The 22,887-nt window shown below is 63.9% G+C and carries 28 protein-coding genes; 13 read left to right on the top strand and 15 right to left on the bottom strand.

Annotated features, from left to right (window positions below; genetic code table 11):
* The first annotated feature begins 59 nt into the window (after positions 1–59).
* The 7 genes from glyA (at position 60) to NCS58_RS12020 (ending at position 4,638) form a co-directional block, all read left to right on the top strand.
* Complete coding sequence (gene glyA / locus NCS58_RS12050; RefSeq protein WP_061121282.1) at positions 60–1,307, top strand: serine hydroxymethyltransferase; 1,248 nt, start codon at positions 60–62, stop codon at positions 1,305–1,307.
* Positions 1,308–1,325: 18 nt separating this feature from the next.
* Positions 1,326–1,808 (top strand): transcriptional regulator NrdR, encoded by a 483-nt coding sequence (gene nrdR, locus NCS58_RS12045; RefSeq protein ID WP_061121281.1) that lies wholly within the window; start codon positions 1,326–1,328, stop codon positions 1,806–1,808.
* A 166-nt stretch (positions 1,809–1,974) separates the two neighbouring features.
* Positions 1,975–2,517, top strand: coding sequence for a GspH/FimT family pseudopilin (locus tag NCS58_RS12040; protein ID WP_250538505.1), 543 nt, complete (start codon positions 1,975–1,977; stop codon positions 2,515–2,517).
* Complete coding sequence (locus NCS58_RS12035) at positions 2,514–2,897, top strand: prepilin-type N-terminal cleavage/methylation domain-containing protein (protein ID WP_061119423.1); 384 nt, start codon at positions 2,514–2,516, stop codon at positions 2,895–2,897. The genes NCS58_RS12040 and NCS58_RS12035 overlap by 4 nt, the downstream gene beginning before the upstream one ends.
* The gene (locus NCS58_RS12030) at positions 2,894–3,682 is read left to right on the top strand and encodes a PilW family protein (protein ID WP_250538504.1); all 789 of its coding nucleotides are present in this window, start codon (positions 2,894–2,896) and stop codon (positions 3,680–3,682) included. Before NCS58_RS12035 ends, NCS58_RS12030 begins: the two co-directional genes overlap by 4 nt.
* Positions 3,679–4,164, top strand: a complete 486-nt coding sequence (locus NCS58_RS12025; protein WP_061119421.1) for a hypothetical protein — start codon at positions 3,679–3,681, stop codon at positions 4,162–4,164. Before NCS58_RS12030 ends, NCS58_RS12025 begins: the two co-directional genes overlap by 4 nt.
* A gap of 9 nt (positions 4,165–4,173) precedes the next feature.
* Complete coding sequence (locus tag NCS58_RS12020) at positions 4,174–4,638, top strand: type IV pilin protein (RefSeq protein ID WP_061119420.1); 465 nt, start codon at positions 4,174–4,176, stop codon at positions 4,636–4,638.
* 9 nt (positions 4,639–4,647) lie between these two features.
* Here NCS58_RS12020 and NCS58_RS12015 read toward each other — a convergent pair whose 3' ends face one another.
* From NCS58_RS12015 to NCS58_RS12000, 4 genes are all read right to left on the bottom strand, one after another.
* Complete coding sequence (locus NCS58_RS12015; protein ID WP_250538503.1) at positions 4,648–5,145, bottom strand: DUF3318 domain-containing protein; 498 nt, start codon at positions 5,143–5,145, stop codon at positions 4,648–4,650.
* A gap of 21 nt (positions 5,146–5,166) precedes the next feature.
* Positions 5,167–5,547, bottom strand: coding sequence for a phage holin family protein (locus tag NCS58_RS12010; protein WP_061119418.1), 381 nt, complete (start codon positions 5,545–5,547; stop codon positions 5,167–5,169).
* 179 nt (positions 5,548–5,726) lie between these two features.
* Positions 5,727–6,029, bottom strand: a complete 303-nt coding sequence (locus tag NCS58_RS12005; protein WP_016346183.1) for a YqjD family protein — start codon at positions 6,027–6,029, stop codon at positions 5,727–5,729.
* Between the two features lie 257 nt (positions 6,030–6,286).
* Positions 6,287–7,477, bottom strand: a complete 1,191-nt coding sequence (locus tag NCS58_RS12000; RefSeq protein WP_250538502.1) for an acyl-CoA dehydrogenase — start codon at positions 7,475–7,477, stop codon at positions 6,287–6,289.
* 135 nt (positions 7,478–7,612) lie between these two features.
* Between NCS58_RS12000 and NCS58_RS11995 the strand changes: the two genes are divergently transcribed.
* A complete protein-coding gene (locus tag NCS58_RS11995) occupies positions 7,613–8,413 on the top strand; it encodes an IclR family transcriptional regulator (protein ID WP_250538501.1) in 801 nt (266 codons plus the stop codon).
* Between the two features lie 4 nt (positions 8,414–8,417).
* Here the strand turns inward: NCS58_RS11995 and kynA are convergent, their stop codons facing one another.
* From kynA to kynB, 3 genes are read right to left on the bottom strand one after another with little or no spacing between them, the layout of a single operon-like run.
* The gene (gene kynA, locus NCS58_RS11990) at positions 8,418–9,293 is read right to left on the bottom strand and encodes a tryptophan 2,3-dioxygenase (RefSeq protein ID WP_061119415.1); all 876 of its coding nucleotides are present in this window, start codon (positions 9,291–9,293) and stop codon (positions 8,418–8,420) included.
* A 13-nt stretch (positions 9,294–9,306) separates the two neighbouring features.
* The gene (kynU, locus tag NCS58_RS11985; protein WP_250477052.1) at positions 9,307–10,557 is read right to left on the bottom strand and encodes a kynureninase; all 1,251 of its coding nucleotides are present in this window, start codon (positions 10,555–10,557) and stop codon (positions 9,307–9,309) included.
* Positions 10,558–10,583: 26 nt separating this feature from the next.
* Positions 10,584–11,210 (bottom strand): arylformamidase, encoded by a 627-nt coding sequence (gene kynB, locus NCS58_RS11980; protein WP_250490289.1) that lies wholly within the window; start codon positions 11,208–11,210, stop codon positions 10,584–10,586.
* Positions 11,211–11,343: 133 nt separating this feature from the next.
* Here kynB and NCS58_RS11975 point away from each other — a divergent pair, with 133 nt between their 5' ends.
* The gene (locus NCS58_RS11975; RefSeq protein ID WP_061119413.1) at positions 11,344–11,847 is read left to right on the top strand and encodes an Lrp/AsnC family transcriptional regulator; all 504 of its coding nucleotides are present in this window, start codon (positions 11,344–11,346) and stop codon (positions 11,845–11,847) included.
* A 4-nt stretch (positions 11,848–11,851) separates the two neighbouring features.
* On the opposite strand, the gene NCS58_RS11970 is transcribed toward NCS58_RS11975, so the two are convergent.
* Complete coding sequence (locus tag NCS58_RS11970) at positions 11,852–12,364, bottom strand: flavin reductase family protein (protein WP_061119412.1); 513 nt, start codon at positions 12,362–12,364, stop codon at positions 11,852–11,854.
* Between the two features lie 320 nt (positions 12,365–12,684).
* On the opposite strand from NCS58_RS11970, the gene msrA reads away from it, so the two are divergent.
* Entirely contained in the window at positions 12,685–13,236 is a 552-nt protein-coding gene (gene msrA / locus NCS58_RS11965) for a peptide-methionine (S)-S-oxide reductase MsrA (RefSeq protein WP_250477050.1), read from the top strand.
* A 7-nt stretch (positions 13,237–13,243) separates the two neighbouring features.
* Here msrA and NCS58_RS11960 read toward each other — a convergent pair whose 3' ends face one another.
* From NCS58_RS11960 to pdxH, 3 genes are all read right to left on the bottom strand, one after another.
* The gene (locus NCS58_RS11960; protein ID WP_250490288.1) at positions 13,244–14,314 is read right to left on the bottom strand and encodes a DUF72 domain-containing protein; all 1,071 of its coding nucleotides are present in this window, start codon (positions 14,312–14,314) and stop codon (positions 13,244–13,246) included.
* Positions 14,315–14,325: 11 nt separating this feature from the next.
* Positions 14,326–15,540 (bottom strand): cyclopropane-fatty-acyl-phospholipid synthase family protein, encoded by a 1,215-nt coding sequence (locus NCS58_RS11955; RefSeq protein WP_250477048.1) that lies wholly within the window; start codon positions 15,538–15,540, stop codon positions 14,326–14,328.
* Positions 15,541–15,630: 90 nt separating this feature from the next.
* Positions 15,631–16,272 carry a pyridoxamine 5'-phosphate oxidase gene (gene pdxH / locus NCS58_RS11950; protein WP_061119408.1) on the bottom strand — a complete coding sequence of 214 codons (642 nt, stop codon included), beginning with the start codon at positions 16,270–16,272 and terminating at the stop codon, positions 15,631–15,633.
* Positions 16,273–16,557: 285 nt separating this feature from the next.
* Between pdxH and NCS58_RS11945 the strand changes: the two genes are divergently transcribed.
* Positions 16,558–17,403, top strand: a complete 846-nt coding sequence (locus tag NCS58_RS11945; RefSeq protein ID WP_250538500.1) for a ThiF family adenylyltransferase — start codon at positions 16,558–16,560, stop codon at positions 17,401–17,403.
* 52 nt (positions 17,404–17,455) lie between these two features.
* Here NCS58_RS11945 and trxA read toward each other — a convergent pair whose 3' ends face one another.
* Positions 17,456–18,304 carry a thioredoxin gene (gene trxA, locus NCS58_RS11940; protein WP_250490287.1) on the bottom strand — a complete coding sequence of 283 codons (849 nt, stop codon included), beginning with the start codon at positions 18,302–18,304 and terminating at the stop codon, positions 17,456–17,458.
* Positions 18,305–18,382: 78 nt separating this feature from the next.
* Positions 18,383–19,282 (bottom strand): pirin family protein, encoded by a 900-nt coding sequence (locus NCS58_RS11935; protein WP_250538499.1) that lies wholly within the window; start codon positions 19,280–19,282, stop codon positions 18,383–18,385.
* A 39-nt stretch (positions 19,283–19,321) separates the two neighbouring features.
* Between NCS58_RS11935 and NCS58_RS11930 the strand changes: the two genes are divergently transcribed.
* Together NCS58_RS11930 and NCS58_RS11925 are read left to right on the top strand one after the other, a co-directional pair.
* Positions 19,322–19,723, top strand: coding sequence for a hypothetical protein (locus NCS58_RS11930; RefSeq protein ID WP_250477044.1), 402 nt, complete (start codon positions 19,322–19,324; stop codon positions 19,721–19,723).
* A 163-nt stretch (positions 19,724–19,886) separates the two neighbouring features.
* The gene (locus NCS58_RS11925) at positions 19,887–20,765 is read left to right on the top strand and encodes an EamA family transporter (protein WP_061119437.1); all 879 of its coding nucleotides are present in this window, start codon (positions 19,887–19,889) and stop codon (positions 20,763–20,765) included.
* 19 nt (positions 20,766–20,784) lie between these two features.
* On the opposite strand, the gene NCS58_RS11920 is transcribed toward NCS58_RS11925, so the two are convergent.
* Together NCS58_RS11920 and tsaE are read right to left on the bottom strand one after the other, a co-directional pair.
* On the bottom strand, positions 20,785–22,311 hold the full coding sequence (locus NCS58_RS11920) for an N-acetylmuramoyl-L-alanine amidase (protein WP_061119403.1): 1,527 nt from the start codon (positions 22,309–22,311) through the stop codon (positions 20,785–20,787).
* Positions 22,293–22,880 (bottom strand): tRNA (adenosine(37)-N6)-threonylcarbamoyltransferase complex ATPase subunit type 1 TsaE, encoded by a 588-nt coding sequence (gene tsaE / locus NCS58_RS11915; RefSeq protein ID WP_061119402.1) that lies wholly within the window; start codon positions 22,878–22,880, stop codon positions 22,293–22,295. Before tsaE ends, NCS58_RS11920 begins: the two co-directional genes overlap by 19 nt.
* Between the last annotated feature and the right edge of the window lie 7 nt (positions 22,881–22,887).

Genomic DNA, 22,887 nt, shown 5'->3' with positions numbered 1-22,887 from the left:
TGCTTCAAACGTGGCGTACGCGCGATCCGGTCAACCTGTTTTGATCTCACGGAAAACGTATGTTTGACAGAGCCGAAAGTACCCTCGCCAATGTCGATCCCGAATTGCTCAAGGCGATCGAGCAGGAAAACCGTCGCCAGGAAGATCACATCGAGCTGATCGCGTCGGAAAACTACACGAGCCCGGCCGTGATGGCCGCACAGGGCTCGCAACTCACGAATAAATACGCCGAAGGCTATCCCGGTAAGCGCTACTACGGTGGCTGCGAGTATGTCGACATCGTCGAGCAGCTCGCGATCGACCGCGTGAAGCAGCTCTTCGGGGCCGAAGCGGCGAACGTGCAGCCGAACTCCGGCTCTCAAGCCAATCAGGGCGTGTTCTTCGCCGTGCTCAAGCCGGGCGACACGATCATGGGCATGAGCCTCGCCGAAGGCGGTCACCTGACGCACGGCTCGCCGGTCAACATGTCGGGCAAGTGGTTCAACGTCGTGAGCTACGGGCTGAACGCGGCCGAAGACATCGACTACGAGAAGACCGAAGCGCTCGCCAAGGAGCACAAGCCGAAGCTGATCGTCGCGGGCGCGTCGGCGTTCGCGTTGCGCATCGACTTCGAGCGTCTGTCGAAGATCGCGAAGAGCGTCGGCGCTTACTTCATGGTCGACATGGCGCACTACGCGGGTCTCGTCGCAGCGGGCGTGTATCCGAACCCGGTGCCGCACGCAGATTTCGTCACCACCACCACGCACAAGAGCCTGCGCGGCCCGCGCGGCGGCGTGATCCTGATGAAGGCCGAATTCGAGAAGCAGATCAACTCTGCGATCTTCCCGGGCATCCAGGGCGGCCCGCTCATGCACGTGATCGCCGCGAAGGCCGTCGCGTTCAAGGAAGCGCTGTCGCCGGAGTTCAAGACGTATCAGCAGGCCGTGATCGACAACGCGCGCGTGCTTGCGGAAACGCTCGTGAAGCGCGGCTTGCGCATCGTGTCGGGCCGCACGGAAAGCCACGTGATGCTCGTCGATCTGCGGGCGAAGAAGATCACCGGCAAGGCTGCGGAAGCCGCGCTCGGCGCCGCGCACATCACAGTCAACAAGAACGCCATTCCGAACGATCCGGAAAAGCCGTTCGTCACGAGCGGCGTGCGCCTCGGCTCGCCCGCGATGACCACGCGCGGGTTCGGCACGAAGGAAGCTGAGATCGTCGGCAACCTGATCGCCGACGTGCTCGACAATCCGGAAGACCAGGCGACGATCGAGCGCGTGCGTGCGCAGGTGGCCGATCTGACCAAGCGTTTCCCGGTCTACCGTTAATTCGCGAGCCCAACGCCGATGCGCTGCCCATTCTGCCGACACGAAGATACACAGGTCGTGGATTCTCGCGTGTCGGAGGATGGCGCCGCCATTCGGCGGCGAAGGCGCTGTCCCGCATGCGACAAGCGCTTCACCACATATGAGCGCGTCGAACTGGCGCTGCCGACCGTCGTCAAGAAGGACGGCAGCCGCACAGAGTTCGACCGTCGCAAGATCGTCGCGAGCATGCAGCTTGCGCTGAGAAAGCGCCCGGTCGCCGCCGATGCGATCGACGCCGCCGCGTCCCGCATCGAGTATCAGTTGCTCGGCAGCGGCGAGCGTGAAGTGCAGAGCGAACGCCTCGGCGAACTCGTCATGAACGAGTTGCGACAGCTCGATACCATCGCCTACGTGCGTTTCGCTTCCGTCTACAAGCGTTTCGAGGACGTCTCCGAATTCGAAGACGTGCTCGAAGAATTCCGGCGCGCCGCGCCGAAGAAATCGAGCTCGCGCAAGCGCTGATCCTTTCCGCATTTATTCCCTCCCAAGCCTGAATTCCTGCCGTTCGCTCGCGCAGTGTGCCGGGCATCGAATGGCGTGAACACTCGTCCAATCGGCTGATGGCGGCGTGCATTCCTTCTCGCTAGATTGCGTCTTTCGGCTCGAATCTATCGATTAAGGATTGCAGATGATCAGCGCTTCAAATCAAGGTTTCACGCTCGTCGAACTGTGCGTGGTGCTCGCCGTGATGGCGATCCTCGCGACGTTCGCCGCGCCGTCGTTCGTCGCGTGGCAGGTGCGCGATCAGGTCGATGCGCGGGCGCGCTCGCTCTTTTCCGCGATTTCGCTTGCCCGTGCCGAATCCATAAAACGCGGCGCACGCGTCACGCTGTGCCGCATCGACCCGTCGCGTCATTGCCTGGCGGCGGGGCGAAGCTGCGATGCCGGCGTTACTGACTGGTCGTGCGGATGGGGTGTGTTCGTCGATCGCGACGGCGTTTCGACGCTTCTGCGCATGCAGCCCGCGATGACGTCGGTCGCTATCGCCGGGACATCGACCGAACTGTCTTTCACACCGCCCTCCGGACAAATGATCGGCGGATTTCGCAGCTTCGAACTCGGTCCGCGCGGCGCCGATGCCGCCGCGAATCCCGCGTCGCGTCGATGCGTACGGCTCGCGGCGGGCGGCCGGGCGTGCATCACGCAGGGCGGTTGCGGAGCGTCGGCATGAAGGGCGCGCAACGAGGCGATTCGCTGATCGAAGTGATGATCGCGTTGACGCTCACGGCGGTGAGCGCGCTTGGGCTCGTCGCGGTGCAAAGCGCGCTCGCGCGCGGTGAGCGGGCGGCGTTGCTGCGGGAACGCGCGGCGCTGATCGCCGATTCGGTCGCGGAAGGCATTCGCAGCGATGCCGACCGAGCGCCAATCGTGTCGCAATGGCAGGCGAGGGCGTCGTCGATGCTGCCCGCGGGCGATGTCGCGGTGTCCGATCGGGCCGACGGCGTGCGCATCGCGACGGTGAGCTGGCGCGCGGAAGATCGGTCCGACCCGTGTCCCGAGCCGCAGGCAAAGCCGTTCACATCGTGCATTGCAATGGCGTTCGCGCGATGACCTCACGCGCCTTCCCGTCGAGCGGTCATACGCTTCTCGAAATGACGATCGCGCTCGCGCTAGGCATGTTGATCGTGACCGCGTCGCTGTCGCTCTATCGCGGGCAGCGCGCCGCGTTCGATCGTGCCACCGACGCCGCACGCATCCAGGACGCCGGACCGACCGCGCTGGACATGCTGGGACAGCAGCTCCAAATGGCCGGTTTCGCGTCTGGCCCGGACGCGACTGTCGAAGCACCGATATTCGGTTGCGCGCAAGGCCGCGTGGTCGGCGCGGAGTCGGGAGCATTGTGCGAGTCGTTGGCCAGTCATTCGGACGGCATCCAGATTCGCTACGCCGCCGATGCCGTATCCACATGGCCGTCGAGCGGTGGCGTGCCAACGGACTGCATCGGCCAGACCATCGCCCACGCCATCGTCACGAATCGCTTTTACGTGAAGGCCAGCACTTCGAGCGGCGAGCCCGAGCTTTACTGCGAGTGCGGCGGCCGGCAGCCCCAGCCGATCGTCGAAGGCATCGAACGGATGCGTGTCGTGTATTGGCGGGCGGACTCGCCATCGGCATTGGACGCTTCGGCCATCGCGCGCGAACGCTGGCGCGATGTCTACGGCGCCGACATTTGCGTCTTGGTACGCGGCTTCAACTCCAACGCGAAGCGGCGAACGAACTACGTCGATTGCAACGGCTCGCCTGCTTATGCCGACGATGGCCGCGCTCGTCAGGTCTTCTGGCGGCGCATCGCGATACGCAATTCGCCGGCGATGACATCCGGAGGCCCGCAATGAAGCGACGTTCCCGAACACGCGGCGCTACGTTACCGATCGTCCTGATTCTCTCGGCAATGATGCTCGTGACGGCGAGCGCATGGTTGCAGACATCGCTCGTGGCGGGCCGCGCGACCGTTGCGACGCGCGAGCGCGCGCAGGCGTTCCATGCAGCGGAAAGCGCGCTGATCCGATGCAGCCGGATGCTGTCCCTCGCGCTGCCATCGGCGAGCCAGTCGCTCAAGGACGAACCGTCCCGATGGCGTACGAAGACATCGTTCGAGGGACCGACTGCCGCCGCGATCACGCCGTTCGCGGTGTGGCCGTACGCGCGCCGCGCGCCGCAATGTCTGATCGAATCGTGGGCGAGCGGGGCGTATCTCGTCACTACGCGCGGTTTCGGCGCGAGCCCCGATTCCGAGGCGTGGCTTCAGCTTCGTATCGATATCGCCGAGGGCGCGAGCACGCAGCACTGGCGGCGCGTCGTCGCCAGGCCGTTTTGAGGAGCCGTCATGAAAGGAAGCATGAGCGAGAAGGGCTTCAGCCTTCTGGAATTGATGATCGCGCTGGGCGTCGCCGCGATCATCGCGACATTCGCCATTCCGGCGTATCGAACGCACGTGGTGAAGGCGCATCGACTCGATGCGGCGTCGGCGTTGGTGCGTGCAGTCCAGTTCGTCGAAACGACGCGGCTTGCGCAAACGTCGGAAAGCGGTGAGGCGATCACGCTCGGCGCAGGTTTCAACAGAGCGCCTCCGGGCGGGACGGCGGTATACAGCGTCGCCGTGCTGCCGGAATCGCCGACTAACGGCGGTTACGCCATCGAAGCCGCGCCTGTTGCGCCCGGCGCCATGCAGGACGATGCATGCGGCGCCTTCGTCATCGACGCGACCGGACTGCGCTGGAATCACCCGCCCGGCTCGACCACGCCGCTCGATGCGGTACAGTCCGCGTCCTGCTGGGCGGCGAGAGGTTGAAGTGGGAAATCAGAACACTGTCGGATCGACGGCGTTGGTGGAGGTCTCGGGCGCGGCGGTCTTCATTTGCTGATAGATGCGCCAGCCTTCCCATCCGGCGAGCGCGAGACCGCCCCATTTGAGCACGGGCTTGGCGCTGCGCAGCAACTTCGTTCTCACCGGCTTGGTGAGAATGAGCGACGCAAGGGAACCGACGATCGGATACTGCTTGAGCAGCACGCCGATATTGCCCGAGCCGAGCAGCGAACCGAGCAACCCGCCGATACCGCCCGCAGACGCGCGGCGCTTGCCCCATCGTGGCGCGCCGCCGCCTGGCATCAGGAAGCGCAGAAAACTGAAATGCGTGACGGACGAACGCAAATCATGTGTTGCTTGCCGCAACTCCATGCGCTCGACATCCGCGCGAGCGATCAGCAGTTCCTTGCGCAGCGCGCGCATGTGCGGCGTGCGCAGTTTTTTCGCTTTGTCGCGTCTGGGCGACCTGAAGGTATCGTCGTGTTGGCTCATGGCTTGGATTGGGCGCGGAGATCAGCGGAAGGTGTCGCGGTCCTTGCGGAATTCGGCGAGCGTGTCGTCGAACATGTTCGGGGCATCGAGCAAGCTGCTGCGCGCGCGCAGACCGCATGCAATCGCGATCAACGCGTACAGGAGCGTGATGCCGCCGAGCGCCTGCCACCGATACGTGTCCCAAAAGAAGATGGCGATCAGCACCGTGAGCGAGATGAGCGCCATCATCGCGAGCATCATGGCGGCGAGCCCGAGGAAAAGCACGCCGATGAGCCGCTCCTTTTCCTCCTGAAGCTCGATGCCGATGAGTTCAAGACGCGTCTCGAAGATGGCGAAGGCGGAGCTCAGAATTCGTCGCAGCGGTCCGGGGGACGATTGCTGCGTTGGCCGTTCGGTCGTCATGGCTTGAATGCGAGAAGCGCGTTAGTGCCGCTTTTTTGTGGTTCCGGTCGGCGCGTGAAGCGGCCGGCCGGTGCGAGTGTCGAGCCGCGCGCCCGAGCAAGGCGCTCGCGGTTCAGTCCAGCCGGGACCGCGACAAAGAGCAGATTAGCAATCCGCGGGCCATTGGGGCGAGTCAGCGGCTACTTGCGGTTGATCAGAAGCCCGATCACCATGCCGAGCCCCGCCGCAATGCCGATGGACGCCCACGGATGCTCGTGGACGTAATCGTCGGTCGCGCGTGCAGCTTTCTTGCCTCGCTCGATTACGACGACCTGCGCGTCGGCGGCTTTTTCCTTCGCTTGCTTCAGGCGCGTAAGGGCTGTCTCGCGCAATTCGGAAGCGCGTTCACCAGTGGCGGTCGCCGCTTGTTTCAAGAGATCTTCGGCGTCAGCGAGTACGGTTTTGATATCCGACATGAATCGCTCCTTATTGATTTCTGACATGAAAGGCTCCAATCGGTAAGGCTACGGAATCGTAACCAAAGATGGGACCGCTGACGAGGAGGCGTGACGCCTTCCGGGCGAAACTCACGCAGGTTCCGTTCCAGCCGCTCGTGCTTCGTCAATACATCGACATCAATTGGGATGGATACGATCTGACCCGTAAAAGTTTCAGCCGCCTATCGAAAGTTACAAACGGCAGAAAGACAAAGGGCCGACGCACGGCGCGCCGGCCCTTCTCAACCGTGAACTAAGCTCCTTCAGAAGAACGCCTGGATGCCCGTCTGCGCGCGGCCCAGAATCAGCGCGTGAATGTCGTGCGTGCCTTCGTACGTATTCACCACTTCGAGATTCACGAGATGACGCGCGACGCCGAATTCATCGGAGATGCCGTTGCCGCCGAGCATGTCGCGTGCGAGCCGGGCAATATCGAGCGCCTTGCCGCACGAATTGCGCTTCATGATCGACGTGATTTCGACAGCCGCCGTGCCTTCATCCTTCATGCGGCCAAGACGCAGCACGCCTTGAAGGCCGAGGGTGATTTCGGTCTGCATGTCGGCGAGCTTCTTCTGGATCAGCTGATTGGCCGCGAGCGGGCGGCCGAATTGCTTGCGATCCAGCGTGTATTGCCGCGCGGTGTGCCAGCATGATTCGGCGGCGCCGAGCGCCCCCCAGGAGATGCCGTAGCGCGCGGAGTTCAGGCAGGTGAACGGACCTTTCAGGCCGCGCACGTCCGGAAGCATGTTCTCTTCTGGAACGACGACTTCGTCCATCACGATTTCGCCGGTGATCGACGCGCGCAAGCCAACCTTGCCGTGAATCGCCGGCGCCGACAGACCCTTCCAGCCTTTCTCCAGGATAAAACCGCGAATCTCGTCGCGGCCGTCTTCCTCCAGCTTCGCCCATACGACGAACACATCTGCGATCGGCGAGTTCGAGATCCACATCTTCGTGCCGGAGAGCGAGAAGCCGTTCTGCACCTTCTTTGCGCGCGTCGTCATGCTCGCCGGATCGGAGCCCGCGTTCGGCTCCGTGAGACCGAAACAGCCGATCCACTCGCCCCGCGCGAGCTTCGGCAGATACTTTTCCTTCTGCGCCTCGCTGCCGAAGGTGTTGATCGGCACCATCACGAGCGACGATTGCACCGACATCATCGAGCGATAGCCCGAATCCACGCGCTCGACTTCGCGCGCGATCAGGCCGTAGCAGACGTAGTTGAGCCCCGGACCGCCGTATTGCTCGGGGATCGTCGGCCCAAGCAGACCCAGTTCGCCCATTTCGCGGAAGATCGCCGGATCGGTCTTTTCCTCGCGAAACGCCTGCATCACGCGCGGCTGCAGCTTGTCCTGTGCGTAAGCGCGCGCGGCGTCGCGCACCATGCGTTCGTCTTCGGTCAGTTGCTGATCCAGCAAGAGCGGATCTTCCCAGTTGAATCGGGCGGCGTCGGCCATCTGCTATCTCCTGATTTCATCGAAAAGCGCCGGAAGCGCGTGCACATTTCCACAATCGGCTGGCGCGAGACGCTTGACATGAGTTCCGCTAGGCGAAACAATGTTTTGCAAATCCAGTTTCGAGTTTATCACCCGATGCCAGCCGAATCCAACCGGAATTCAGCGCCGATTTCTTCGCGTCATCTATCGTCCGAGGACATCGACGAGCGCAAGTTCGTCGTCGCGCTCGCACGCGGGCTCGATGTGCTGCGCGCGTTCCGGCCCGGGGAGACGCTGCTCGGCAATCGCGATTTCGTCGAACGCACCGGTCTGCCGAAGGCGACCGTCAATCGTCTTGCCTACACGCTGACGGCGCTCGGCTATCTGCGCTTCGACGAACCTGCGGGCAAATACGCGCTCGACACGGGCGTGCTGTCGCTCGGCTTCACGCTGCTCGCGGGCGCGGACACGCTGGAACTCGCCCGCCCGCACATGCGCGCGCTTGCGCGGGAGATCGGCGCGGCGGTATCGCTCGGTTGCCGCGACGGCCTGGACATGATCTATCTGGAAACCATTCGCAGCGAGACGGCGTTGACGCTCGGCCTTGCGCCCGGCTCGCGCCTCTCGATGCTCACGAGCTCGATGGGCCGCGCGTATCTCGCGGTCCAGGAACCGGCGGCGCGCGAGGCGCTGTTCGACGAACTCGCGAAAAACGAAGACACGGCAATCGTCAATGCCGCCCGACGCTCGATCGACGATTTCGCGCGCGACGGCTGCTGTTATTCGTTCCGCGAGTGGCACGACGACGTCAACGCCATCGCCGCACCTTTTCGCGACCTGCGCAACGGGCGCTGGCTCGTGCTGTCGAGCAGCGGGCCGGCGTCGTCGATGGACGAGGCGTATTTCCGCGAGACGATCGGCCCGAGGCTGAAGGCGCTCGCCGCGCGTCTCGCGTAACGGCTCAGAGCACCGTCCGGACGTGCCAGAGCTCCGGAAACAGCACGACATCGAGCATCTTGCGCAGATACGACGCGCCCGCGGTGCCGCCTGTGCCGCCCTTGAAGCCGATGATGCGCTCCACCGTCGTCACATGCCGGAAGCGCCATTGCCGGAACGCATCTTCCAGATCGACCAGCTCTTCCGCCATCTCGTACAGATCCCAGTGATGCGACGGATCGCGATACACCGCGAGCCACGCCGCCTCGACGGACGGATCGTGCGTCGTCGGCTGCGTCCAATCGCGCTCGAGACGCTTCGAATCGATCTCGAAGCCGCGTCGGGCGAGCAGGCGGATCACTTCGTCGTAGAAGGAGGGCGCCTCGAGCGTCCCGCGCACCTGTTCGAGAATTTCCGGCCGATGCGCGTGCGGCTTCAGCATCTGCTCGTTCTTGTTGCCGAGCATGAACTCGATCTGCCGATACTGATGCGACTGAAACCCCGATGATTGCCCGAGATACGGGCGCATCGCGGTGTATTCGGAGGGTGTCATCGTCGCGAGGACGTTCCACGCCTGCACAAGTTGCTCGAAGATGCGCGACACGCGCGCGAGCATCTTGAACGCGGGCGGCAGCTCATCGCGATGCACGGCCGCGAGCGCCGCGCGCAATTCGTAGAGCGCGAGCTTCATCCATAGCTCGCTCGTCTGATGCTGCACGATGAACAGCATCTCGTTGTGATCCGGCGAGAGCGGATGCTGCGCGTTCAGGATCGAATCGAGGCCGAGATAGTCGCCGTAGCTCATCGAATCGGCGAAATCGAGCTTGGCGTCGTGCCAACCTTCGTTCTGCGTGGTTTCCACGGCGCCGTGACCGAACGGGCAGCCTTGCGTATTGCTCATGTCGACGCTCCTTTCAGGTCACCGATGCGCGCTCGGCGAATTCGGGCGCGCGCCAGCTTTCGGTCGCGAGCACGTCGCGCAGGATATCGACGGCGTCCCACACATCGACGAAGCGCGTGTAGAGCGGCGTGAAGCCAAAGCGCAGAATGCGCGGCTCGCGGTAATCGCCGATCACGCCCCGCGCGATCAGCGCCTGCATCACCTCATAGCCGTTCGGGTGCTCGAAACTCGCCTGCGAGCCTCGTTGCGCGTGCTCGCGCGGCGTCGCGAGGGAGAGCGGGAATTCGCCGCAGCGTTCCTCGACCAGCCGGATGAACAGATCGCTCAAGGCGAGCGACTTGCGACGCAGCGTCTGCATTCCGGTTTGCAGAAACACGTCGAGCCCGCATTCGACGAGCGACATCGACACGATGGGCTGCGTGCCGCAAAGAAACCGGCCGATGCCGTCGTCCGGGCGATACACCGGGTCCATCTCGAACGGCTTCCTGTGTCCCCACCAGCCGGAGAGCGGCTGCGAGAAGGCGCTCTGATGGCGCTTCGGCACCCACACGAACGCGGGCGAGCCCGGGCCGCCGTTCAGATACTTGTACGTGCAACCCACCGCGTAGTCCGCGCCGACGCCGTTCAGATCGACCGGCACCGCGCCCGCCGAATGCGCGAGATCCCAGACGGCGAGCGCGCCCGCGCGATGAATGGTCTGCGTGAGCGCGGCCATGTCATGCATGTAGCCGGTGCGGTAGTTGACGTGCGTGATCATCGCGATGGCGGTGTTTTCGTCGATCGCGGCCGGCAGTTCCGAAGCATCGTCGACGAGGCGCAGTTCGTAACCGCGATCGAGCTGCTCGATCAAACCCTGCGCGATGTACAGATCTGTCGGAAAGTTCGAACGTTCGGAGACGATCACGCGCCGCTTCGGATCGCGCTCGTTTGCGAGCTTGAGCGCGGCCGACAGAATCTTGAAGAGATTCGCGGAGATCGTGTCCGTCACGACGACTTCGTCTTCGCCCGCGCCGATCAGCGGTGCGAGCTTGTTGCCGAGACGCTTGGGCAACGCGAACCAGCCAGCCGTGTTCCAGCTGCGGATCAGGCCTTCGCCCCATTCGGCGGAAATCACGTCGGCGGCGCGTGAGGCGGACGCTTTGGGCGGCACGCCGAGCGAATTGCCGTCGAGGTAGATCACGCCATCGGCCAATGCGAACTGCTCGCGCAGCGGCGCGAGCGGATCGTCGCGGTCGAGCGCCGCGGCTTCGTCACGATGTTTCATCGAAAAGTCCATATATTTGAAGATCATCAGGAAAGCGGACGCAGGACGGCGCGAACCGGACTCGCATCGAGCGTCGAGAATTTGAGCGGCAGGGCGATCAGTTCGTAGTCGCCGGGCGCGACGGCGTCGAGTACGAGGCCTTCGAGGATCGCCATGCCGTGGGCGCGGATACGCTTGTGCGCATCCATCGTCTTCGAGTCCTGAGGATCGAGCGACGGCGTGTCGATGCCGAGGAGCTTCACGCCTTTTTCGGCCAGCAAGTCGATGGTTTCCGGCGCGACGGCGGCGAAGGCGCTGTCCCATGCATGGAGCGGCGCGTTTGCATACGTGCGCAGCAGAACGCGCGCCGGGACGCCGTCGAGATGCGCGGCGACGTGTTCCGGCGTGACGAGCGGCGAAGCACCGATGCAGTGCAGGACGCGACACTCGCCGATGTACGTATCGAGCGCGACGTCGCCGATCGGCTTGCCGTGCTCATCGTAATGGAGCGGCGCATCGGCGTGCGCGCCGGTGTGGGGCGACAGCGTGAGCCGCGCAACGTTGACGGGCGAGCCCGCCTCGATTCGCCACACCCGCTCGATGCCGACCGGCGTGTCGCCCGGCCAGACGGGCGTGGCGGGGCCGATCGATGGGGAAATGTCCAGAAGCGTCATGACGCGCCCTAACAGAAATCGTAAAGATGCGTCAAATCATAGTCGCGTTATCTCGAAAGGTGCTTGCGAAATAACCACCCAAAAGTGTCGCGCTTAGAACATAATTCGATGAAACGGGCTAGGGGACTCAAAAATGACCGGCTTCACGCTCGATGCAACGGATTGCCGAATTCTGGCGGTACTGCAGGAAGATGGACGGATCAGTAACCTGGACCTGGCGGAGCGCATTTCGCTATCGCCGTCGGCGTGCTTGCGCCGAATGCGCCTGCTGGAAGAGGAAGGCGTGATCGCGAGTTATCGCGCGTGCCTCGACCGCGAGCGGCTCGGCATCGAACTGGAAGCCTTCGTCCATGTCTCGATGCGCAACGACCAGGAAAACTGGCACGAGAAGTTCGCCGCGGCCGTGCGCGAATGGCCGGAAGTGGTCGGCGCGTTCGTCGTCACCGGCGACACGCACTACGTGCTGCGCGTGCTTGCGCACAACCTCAAGCATTACTCCGATTTCATTCTGTCGAAGCTCTACAAGGCGCCCGGCGTGATCGACATCCGCTCGAACATCGTGCTTCAGACGATGAAGGACGATGCGGGCGTGCCGGTCGCGCTGATCGAGCAGCCGGGACGCGCGCACACGCCCTGAGCGTTTATTCCAGCGGCCCCAGCGTATGGAAGCCGCCGGCATGGAAGACGAGCGGCGCGGTTTGCGTTGCGTCTTCGCGCACGCCGCAACGCTCCACTTCACCGACGAAGATCACGTGATCGCCTTCGTCGTAGCGGCTGCGGTTGTGGCATTCGAACCACGCGAGCGCGCCGTCGAGCACCGGCATGCCGGTGTCCCCGGCGGCGTGCGAGACGCCCGCGAAGCGGTCGCCCTTGACCGTGGCGAAACGCCGGCACAGGTCGAGCTGCGATGCCGCGAGCACGTTCACCACATAGTGGCTGTTCGCGCGGAACACTGGCATCGACGCCGATTTCGTCGCGAGGCTCCACAGTACGAGCGGCGGATTGAGCGATACCGAGTTGAACGAGCTTGCGGTGATCCCGATCAACTGGCCGGACGCGGTGCGCGTCGTGATGACCGTGACGCCGGTCGCAAACTGCCCGAGCGCGGCGCGGAACGCATTCGGGTCGAAATTCGGGGTTTTAGCGCGTGTCATTTGGCAGATGAGCAGGCAAATGGGCGGTCGAGTGTGTCGTGTGCTACCGAGCCGGCCGCGCGTCGCGCTTCAGTCGGAAGAACCTTTTCAGAAGTCATGTAAAAACTGGAGAATTGTGTCGATTCTATCGGAATCGGCAGTCGCCGACCGCCAACAGACCGTATTCCGGCAGCAAGTTTTCCGCCGCAAGGGGCTTTCTGCGCCGCCCGGCCAAACCCAGTAAGCTCGACTCATCGCGTCCGGAAGATTGAAGAATCGGCCGGGCGCATCAATATGCAGGATCCGCGGCGTGGCCGCATGCACTTGATGAGGAGTTGCGCATGATCCAACAGGCGAGACTTGAGACCGCGACGCTCGGCGGCGGATGTTTCTGGTGTACCGAAGCCGTGTTTCTCGCGGTGCAGGGCGTGGAGTCGGTCGAATCGGGCTATGCGGGCGGCAAAGTTGTGAATCCGTCGTACGAGCAGGTCTGCGATGGCGAAACCGGTCACGCGGAAGTGGTGAAGGTCGTGTTCGATCCATCGGTCATCGGTTATCGCGAAGTTCTCGAGATCTTCTTCGCGACGCACGATCCGACCCAGCTCAACCGGCAGGGCAACGATGTCGGCACGCAGTATCGCTCGGTCGTGTTCACGCATTCGGACGAGCAACGCAAGATCGCGCTTGACGTCATCGACGAACTGCAGCGCGAGGATGTCTACGGCGGCAAGATCGTCACACAAGTCGTGCCGCTCGCCGACGACTATTATCCGGCCGAGGCGTATCACCAGAACTATTTTGCGCAGCATCCGAATCAGGGCTACTGCGCGGCGGTCGTCGGGCCGAAGGTCGCGAAATTTCGCAAGAAGTTCGCGCACCGCCTGAAGGCGTGATGCGCTTCTAGTCGCTCCGCGCGCGCTCGCATTCCTCCGCGATGCCGCGCGCGAGCTCGAAGCACGTGAGCGGCGCCGAGCCTTCCGCCTTGTTGTTCGCCGCGATCACCACCGGCTGGCCCGCGATGGCATAACGCGCGGCCAGCTCGGCGAGCGCCTCACGCGTGCCGCGATCTTCATCGACGATCTTGTCGAACGGCTCGTATTTCGCCTTCGCCTGTTCGTAGCGAAAGCCGCTGTGCAGACTCCAGCGCGCGATGAACGGTCCCATTCCTTCTTCGTCCAGCAACGCGAGCGCCTTCGCCTGACGGCGCACGTCCGGCATGCGCGCATGCACGCCGATGCAGTAGCGCACGTTCGCCTCGCGCAGCGCGCGGATGAAGCGTGGCGTGAGCATGACCGCGTCGCGGATCTCGACCGCGTAGCAAGACTCGCCTTCGAGCGGCGGCAGCGCTTGCAGAAACGCCGATAGCCGTTCGATGAAACTGGCCGGATCGACGATCATCGCTTCGGGCAGCGGCGAGAACTGGAACACGAGCGCGCCTGCTTTCGCGCCGAGACCGCCGATGCATGGCGTCACGAATTCATCGATGGCAATCTGCGCGTTCAGAAACGCAGGGTTTTCCGCGTCCGGCGTGCCGCGCTCCCCGCGGATGAAGGCATCGGTGACGGAGGCGGGCGCCTTGACGATGAAGCGGAAGTGCGCCGGCACCTGCGATGCGTAGCGCGCGTATTCAGCGAGCGACAGCGGCGCGTAGAACGAGCGGTCGATCGACACGCTTTTCAGGAGCGGATGCGCGCCGTAGGCGCTGAGACCGTCGCGGGAAAGCTTCGTGTTCGAGTACTCGTCGCCATAGACGATGCCGCGCCATCCCGGAAACGACCATGTCGATGTGCCGAGATGGATTGCATCCGGCAGGCGCTTCGCGAGGGCTTCGAGTTCGGGCTGCAAGGGCGCGGGCAGCACGCCGCACGGCTTTGGCGGCTTTCGTGCCTCCGCAGGCTCCGCCGAAGCAGCGTTTGCAGGCACGCCGAAAAGATCGAACTGATCTTCCGGCTCCCCCGCTTCGATATGCATTGATTCGCGGTTCAGAGCGCCTTCTCGTAGATATACCGCCGCGACCACGGCAGCGTCTTCGCGCTTCGCCCCGCCTTGCGGCAGATCACCTGATAGATCGACACGTCGTCGTTCTCGAACGCATACGCGCAGCCCGCGAGGTACACGCGCCAGATGCGGAAGTGCTCATCGTCGACGAGCTTCTTCGCTTTCTCCGCGTTTTCCTCGAACCTGTCGGCCCAGATGTCGAGCGTATGCGCGTAGTGCCGCCGCAGGCTTTCGACGTCGATCGCTTCCAGCCCGCCGCGCTGCATGCTTTCGAGCGCGAGGCTGATGTGCGGCAGCTCGCCGTCGGGGAACACGTATTTGTCGATGAATTCGCCGCCGCCGAGCGAAGTCTCGCCGCTGTCGGCATCAGACGACGTGATGCCGTGATTCATCGCGATGCCGTCATCGACGAGCAGATCGCGGATTCTCGCGAAGTATCCCGCAAGATTCTTGCGCCCGACATGCTCGAACATGCCGACGCTCGTAATGCGGTCGAACTGCCCCGGGATGTCGCGATAGTCCTGCAGGCGAATCTCGATTCGATCTTCGAGCCCCGCCGCCTTGACGCGCTCGGTCGCGAGCTTGAACTGGTTCTCGGAGAGCGTGACACCTACGCATTTCGCGCCGAACTTCTGCGCCGCGCGGATCACGAGCGCGCCCCAGCCGCAGCCGATATCGAGCAGACGATGACCCGGCTGAAGCTGAATCTTCGTGAGGATGTGGTCGATTTTCTTGAGCTGCGCGGTGTCGATGTCTTCGTCGCCGTTCTCGAAGTACGCGCACGAATAGACCATGTTCTTGTCGAGCCACAGTGCGTAAAACTCGTTCGACACATCGTAGTGGTACTGAATGGCCTTCTTGTCCGACGTCTTCGAGTGATTGAAGTAGCGCCGCACGCGGGCGAGCTTGCTTGCGCTCGTCACCGTGTTCTTCGCGAGCGAATAGCCGATGTTGATGATGTCGGACAGCTTGCCCTCGATATCGATCTTGCCCTTGACGTAGGCTTCGCCGAGATTGTCGAGACTCGGTTCGAGCAGATAAGGCAGCGCGGTCGCGCTCTTCACGTGCAGCGTCACCCGAGGAGCGGCGAACTGGCCGAAATCGTGCTGCTGGCCATCCCAGAGCACGAGCCGCGCAGGCAAATTGGCCCGGTCGCGCACTTCCTCAACCCACTGCGTCAGCTTCTTCTCCCAGAACATGCTTGTTTCTCCGCGCTAAAGAAAATCAAGGGAAGGCTCCCGCCTTCATGTTCGTTGCCGTTGCGATCTCGGTTGCTGCCAGTGCTCGCGTTACGGCGCGAGTCTCATGATTCGCCACGGCGCGCCCGCGTCATCACGCGTATAGACGATGCGATCGTGAAGGCGCGACGGGCGTCCCTGCCAGAATTCGATGGTATCGGGCACGAGGCGATAGCCGCCCCAGTGCGGCGGGCGCGGCGGCGCGTCGCCGTATCTGGCGACCATCTCGCGTTCGCGCGCTTCCAGCGCTTCGCGGCTTTCGAGCGGCTGGCTCTGATCCGATGCCCACGCGCCGATGCGCGAGCCGAGCGGACGCGACGCGTAATACGCATCGCTCTCCTCATCGCTCGTCTTTTCGACGCGGCCCTCGATGCGCACTTGGCGCTCGAGCTCGATCCAGTGGAACAGCAGGCTCGCCGCGGGATTGGCGGCGATCTCGCGGCCCTTGCGGCTATCGTAATTGGTAAAAAAAACAAATCCGCGCTCATCGGCGCCCTTGATGAGCACGATGCGGGCGGATGGACGACCTTGCGAATCGACGGTCGCAAGTGTCATGGCATTCGGTTCGGGCAGTTTCGCATCGAGCGCCTGGGCGAACCAGGTGTGAAACTGGTTCACCGGGTTCGGGTCGACGTCGGTGGCATCGAGCGCGCCGCGCGAATAATTTTTGCGAAGGTCTGCGAGAGTCGTCATTTTTATGCAAGCGCTACAGTCGGGTCAGTATAGCCAAGGTGAAACGATCTTGCCCTGATTAACCCCTGGACCTGTTGCGTGCCGGCGGGTGCGGCGCTTGCAGCTATCACGTCCAAGGTTTCGATAAGGCAGAATACGCAATTCGCCCGCATTTTGCATGATCGAGCGCACAGGTTTGCGCACTCGACAGCCGCCTGTAAGCCTTGATTGACGCCGCACAACGGGCGCCGCATTTTGCGAGCTTTTAGCTTGCTTTCAACGTACCCGGCCTTATCGACGCACGCCATGAACGCTTCAACCGAAACTGCTCTCACACCGACCGCCGCATACGTCGCCGACCGCGACCGACGCTTCGGCGGCATCGCGCGTCTGTACGGCGCGCCCGCGCTCGCCGCGTTCGAAAGGGCGCATGTCGCGGTGATCGGCATCGGCGGCGTCGGCTCGTGGGTCGCCGAGGCGCTCGCGCGCAGTGCTGTCGGAAAGCTGACGCTGATCGATCTCGACAATGTCGCCGAAAGCAACACGAATCGGCAGATTCACGCGCTCGACGGCAACTACGGCAAGGCGAAAGTCACGGCTATGGCCGAGCGCATCAAGCTGATCGATCCGGCTTGCGACGTGCGGCAGATCGAGGACTTCGTCGAGCCCGGCAATTTCGACGCGACGCTCGGCAGCGGCTTCGACTATGTCGTCGATGCGATCGACAGCGTGCGCACCAAAACCGCGCTCATCGCGTGGTGCGTGGCGCGCAGGCAGGCGCTCATCACCGTCGGCGGCGCGGGCGGGCAACTGGACCCGACGCGCATTCGCATCGACGATCTCGCGCTCACCATTCAGGACCCGCTGTTGTCCAAAGTACGCGGCCAGTTGCGCAAGCTGCACGGTTTTCCGCGGGGACCGAAGGCGCGTTTCAAGGTGAGCGCGGTGTATTCGGACGAACCGCTGATCTATCCGGAAGCGCCCGCGTGCGATATCAGCGAAGGCGCCGAGCATCTCGAAACCGGCGCGGGCTATTCCGGGCCGGTCGGTCTCAATTGCGCGGGCTTCGGATCGAGCGTCTGCGTGACGGCGAGCTTCGGCTTCGCGGCCGCCGCGCATGTGCTGCGCGATCTGGCGAAGCGCGCGGCCTGAAACGAAAAACGGCCAGCTTTAATAGCTGGCCGTTCTTCGTTGAAGCCGACGATCAGTTGATCGCCGCGCTCAGCTTGCGCCGCCATTGCGACACGAGATCCGGCTGATTCGCGGCGAGCTCGAACACCGAAAGCATCGTCTTGCGGCCGACATCGTCCATGAAGGCACGATCGCGCACGACGATCGCGAGCAGATGCTCCAGCGCCCCGCCGTAATCGCGGCCCGCGATCAGGCGATTGGCGAGCGCGAAGCGTGCTTCGAGATCGTCGGGGTTCGCGTTGACCGCGTCGATGAGCGCGTCGGCGGGCGGCAGATCCGCTGCTGCATCGGTGGCGTCGAGTTCGGTCTTCAGCGCGTTGTAACGTGCATCGATGCCTTGCGTCGTCTTCGGCGATAGCAGCTTGTCCTCTTCCTTCGCCTCGTCGATGCGGCGTTCCGCGATCAGCCATTCGATCAGGTCGAGGCGTGCGTCGTCGTAACCGGGATCGAGCGCGAGCGCGGCCTTGATCGTGTCGATCGCTTCCTTGCGCCTGCCCGCGGCCCATGCAGTTTGCGCGGCGTGACGCTCGGCGTCGGCGCCTTCAGGCACGAGCCGGTCGAGGAATGCACGCAACTGGCCTTCCGGCAGAACGCCGATGAACTGATCGACCGGGCGGCCCTCCGCGAACGCGACCACGTGCGGAATACTGCGCACCTGAAAGTGCGCGGCGAGCTCCTGATTTTCGTCGACGTTCACCTTGACGAGCTTCCACTTTCCCGCGGCTTCGGCTTCGAGTTTCTCCAGCATCGGCCCGAGTGTCTTGCACGGGCCGCACCAGGGCGCCCAGAAATCAACGAGAACGGGCGCGAGCATCGACGCGTTGATGACGTCGTGCTCGAAGGTGGCGAGGGTCGTATCCATGCGTTTTCTCCTAATGCTTGCGGTCTATCCCAATCAGTTAGGGACGATCCGCGTGACTCTCAAGCGCGCACGCAGGCCTCATGCCTCGGGCGCGCGATTTTCCCGGCGCTGTGGCGGCAGCGGAATGAACTCGGTCTCGCCGGGCACGTGGCCCATGCGCTGCTCGCTCCATGCGAGCTTGGCCGCGTCGATCTTCTCGCGCGAGCTGGACACGAAGTTCCATTCGATGAAGCGCGAGCCGTCGAGCAGCGCGCCGCCGAGCAGCATCGCGACCGCGCCGCTCCTGCTGTGCAGCTTCACATCCGCGCCCGGCGTGAGCACGGCCATCTGCTGTTCGGGCAGCGATTCGGCGTCGATCGACAAATCGCCGCTCACGAGATAGACGCCGCGTTCCTCGTGCTCGGTGTCGAGCGTGATCGCGCTGCCGGCCGCGAACTGCGCGGCGACATAGAGCGTCGGCGAGAACGTGCGAGTGGGCGCTTTTGCGCCGAACGCCGTGCCCGCGATCACGCGCAGCGTGACGCCGTCGCGCTCGATTTGCGGCAGCGCGGACGCCGCGTGATGCTCGAAGGCAGGCTCGATGTCCTCGCTCGCCACCGGCATCGCGACCCACGTCTGGATGCCGTGCATCGTCTGGCCGGAGGCGCGTTCTTCATCGGGCGTGCGTTCGGAATGGACGATGCCGCGGCCCGCGGTCATCCAGTTCACGTCGCCGGGCACGATCTTCTGAACCGAACCGACGCTGTCGCGATGCATGATCGCGCCGTCGAACAGATACGTGACCGTCGCCAGTCCGATATGCGGATGCGGGCGCACATCGAGTCCCTTGCCGGGCACGAGCGTTGCGGGACCGATGTGGTCGAAAAAAATGAAGGGTCCGACGGTGCGCGCCGCGAGCGCGGGCAGGACGCGCCGCACCATGAGGCCGCCGACGTCGTGTTCGTGGGGCTTGAGCAATGCGCGGATCGGCGAAGGCATGGCAGGTTCCGATGGGAAGATCGCGCGCCGGAATGGCGCGTGTCTGAGTCGATTCTACCGGCCGATGCCGCGCGGCGCAGACGTGCCGCCGAGGCTCTCGTTTTTTACGTCGCCGCGCTTTTCAGTACGCGTGCGGCTTCACGCAACTTCCGCAACCTCGATAGGAGCTTCGCCATGAGCAAGAACAAACTGTTGATCGCCATTACCACGGGTCTTCTCACCGCCACCGCCGCGACAGGTGCATTCGCGCAAACTTCGTCGGGCAATTCGTCGGCGGCGATGGGCAACGATACCGCTGGCGCGGCCACCGACAATTCGGCGGCCCCCACGACACATAAGAAGCACAAGATGCACAAGCAGTCGGCGCATACGTCGACCAAAAAAACGCCCGCCGCGGAAACCGGCAATGACTCTGGGACGGAAACAGGGCAGAGCAAGTAAGGACCCGTTCCGACACTCCGAGGAAAGCGCTCGCGCCGTTTGCCCGGCGCGGGCGCTTTTTTGCGTCCTTCGTCGCGCCGCGCAGCTTTTGACAAGCCTGCCGCCACACGCTCCGCTACACTTTACGGCTCGCCAACGACGCACATGAGACGGGGGAAGGGTGATGTCGCCTAAGGATTTGCTGATCGCATCGGTGGTCATTGTCGCGTGGGGCGTCAATTTCGTCGTCATCAAACTTGGCTTGCACGGTGTGCCGCCGATGCTGCTCGGCGCGCTGCGCTTCGCGCTCGCCGCCGTGCCGGTGGTCTTCGTAAAACGCCCGCAAATACCGCTGCGCTGGCTGTTCGCCTACAGCCTCACCATTTCCCTCGGGCAATTCGCACTGCTCTTCTACGGCATGTATGTGGGGATGCCGGCGGGACTCGCGTCGCTCGTCTTACAGGCGCAGGCGTTTTTCACGCTCATTTTCGCGTCGATGTTTCTCGGCGAGCGCATCCGCGCGGCGAACGTCGCCGGACTCGTGATCGCGGCGGCGGGGCTCGCGCTGATCGGCATGCGCGGTGGCCAGGCGATGACTCTCGCCGGTTTTCTCTTCACGCTCGCCGCTTCCGCGATGTGGGCGCTCGGCAATGTCGCGACGAAGCGCATGGGCAAGGTCGATCTGCTATCGCTCGTCGTGTGGGGCAGCCTGATTCCGCCGCTGCCGTTCCTCGCGCTCTCGCTGATCTTCGAAGGGCCGGCGCGTATCGAGGCGAGTCTCGCGTCCATCCCGCTCGTTTCCGTGTTCGCGATTCTCTACCTCGCGTTCATCGCGACGATCGTCGGTTACAGCCTGTGGGGGAAGTTGCTCGCGCGCTACCCGGCGGGAAGCGTTGCGCCGTTTTCGCTGCTCGTTCCGGTGATCGGGCTCGCGTCGGCCGCGGTGTTTCTCGGCGAGGGGCTGAGCGCCGCGCAAGTGGTCGGCGCGGCGCTCGTGATGGCGGGACTGGTGGTGAACGTGTTCGGCGCCCGGCTCGTCCAGCGACTCTTGCCGGCGCGCTGAACGGAGCAGGGCACGCGCCTTACGTCATGCGGCTCTTCGCGAGCGGCGGATTCGCCGCGAAGTAGCGCTTGATGCCCTTCATGATCGCGTTGGCCATCTTGTCGCGATAGGCGTCGTCGTTCAGGCGCGTTTCCTCGTCCGGGTTGCTGATGAACGCGGTCTCGACCAGGATCGACGGAATGTCCGGCGCCTTCAGCACGGCGAAACCGGCCTGTTCGACCGAGCCCTTGTGCAACTTGTTGATGCCGCCGATCTCATTCAGCACGAAGCTGCCATAGCGCATCGAGTCGCGGATCTGCGCGGTCGTCGACATGTCGAAGAGCGCGCGGTTGACGCTCGCGTCCTGCGACTTCACGTTGATGCCGCCGACCTGATCCGACGAGTTCTCCTTGGCCGCCATCCAGCGCGCGGCCGCGCTCGACGCGCCATGCTCCGACAACGCGAACACGGACGAGCCGCGGGCGTCCGGTGAGGTGAACGCATCCGCGTGAATCGACACGAACAGGTCGGCAGAGACGCGCTGCGCCTTCTGCACGCGCACGTTGAGCGGCACGAAGAAGTCGGCGTCGCGGGTCATCATCGCGCGCATGTTGGGCTGGGCGTCGATCTTCGCGCGCAGCTTCTTCGCGATGTCGAGCGCAATGTGCTTCTCGTACGTGCCCTGGCCGCCGATCGCGCCGGGGTCCTCGCCGCCGTGACCCGGATCGATCGCGACCGTGAGCAGGCGCGTCGTGCCGGTGCCCTGCTTGGGCGCCGAGAAAGTGTATTGATCGTTGTCGTCGTCCTTCTGGGCGATGACCGGCGGCGACGGAACGCGCGGCTTGGCGGCGGGCTTCGGCGCGGGCGGCGCGAGCGGCGCGGACGGTGCGGTTCCTGCCGGCGCATCGTTCTGCGCGTACTTCTGGAAGAACTCGTCGGTGGAATCGGGCGTCGTCGGTTTCTGCGGCGTGGCCGGGCCGGCGAGCGTGGCGGGCGGCGGCGCGGACGGATTGGGATTCGCGCGGTCGAGCGCCTCCTGCTTGCGCTCGGTCTGGGCGAGCAGTTCCATTAATGGATCGGGCGCGACGGCCGGATACAGGTCGAACACGAGCCGGTATTTATAGCTGCCGATGGGACCCAGGGTGAACACCTGCGGCTTCACCGATCCTTTCAGGTCGAACACCATGCGCACGACATGCGGCTGATACTGCCCGATGCGCACTGCCTGAATCTGCGGATCGTTCGGCGTGATCTTTGAGACGAGATCCCGCAGCGACTGATCGAGGTCGATGCCGGAGAGATCGACGACGAGCCGGTCCGGTCCCTGCAAGAGCTGGTTGGCGTTCTGGAGCGGCTGGTCCGATTCGATCGTCACACGGGTGTAATCGCGCGCGGGCCATACACGCACGCCGAGCACGCTGCTTGCGTGCGCGAGCTTCGGTCCGACGAGCGCGAGCGCGAGCGTCGAGGCGCCTGCGCGCAGCACCTGGCGGCGGCGCCAGTTGTGCGGCGCGTGGGCCGCAGCTTCGATCGAATGAAATGGCTTGATCAACATCTTTCGAGACATGACTTTCCTGTTTCGCTGAACGCCCGCGCGGTCAGCACGCGGCCTTCTTCTTCGTTCGAATTGCACGGCGAGCCGTGCTCGCCCGGCAGCGATAGCTGGAACACGAGGTCCGGCACACCGAGCAGGCCGCCCGCCTGTTGCGGCCACTCGACGAGGCACAGCGCGCCCGCATCGAAATATTCGCGGAAGCCGGCATCGGCCCATTCGGCCGGATCGGCGAAGCGATAGAGATCGAAGTGATAAACGTCGAGCGGGCCGCTTTCGATGACGAGCGAGTACGGTTCGACGAGCGTATAGGTCGGGCTCTTCACGCGGCCGGCGTGGCCGAGCGCGCGCAGTGTGGCGCGCACGAGCGTGGTCTTGCCCGCGCCCAGGTCCCCGATCAACTGGACCTGCAGACCGTGGAATCGTTCAGACGAAGTCCGCGATGCAAAGAGGCGCGTGGTGTCGATGGCGTGCGCGAAGCGTTCTCCGAAAGCGAGCGTCGCGGCTTCGTCGCGCAGGTCGAAGCGGCGTTCGAGAAGCGCGGGAGGAAGGTCTTGCGTCGTTCGTGCGGGGCTTTCGGGCATTGCTCGT

The sequence above is a fragment of the Caballeronia sp. INML3B genome, from assembly GCF_023631305.1.
In the GTDB taxonomy this organism is placed as follows: Bacteria; Pseudomonadota; Gammaproteobacteria; order Burkholderiales; family Burkholderiaceae; genus Caballeronia; species Caballeronia turbans.
The sequence above is the reverse complement of the archived record's forward strand: the minus strand, read 5'-3'. Positions and strand labels throughout refer to the sequence as shown.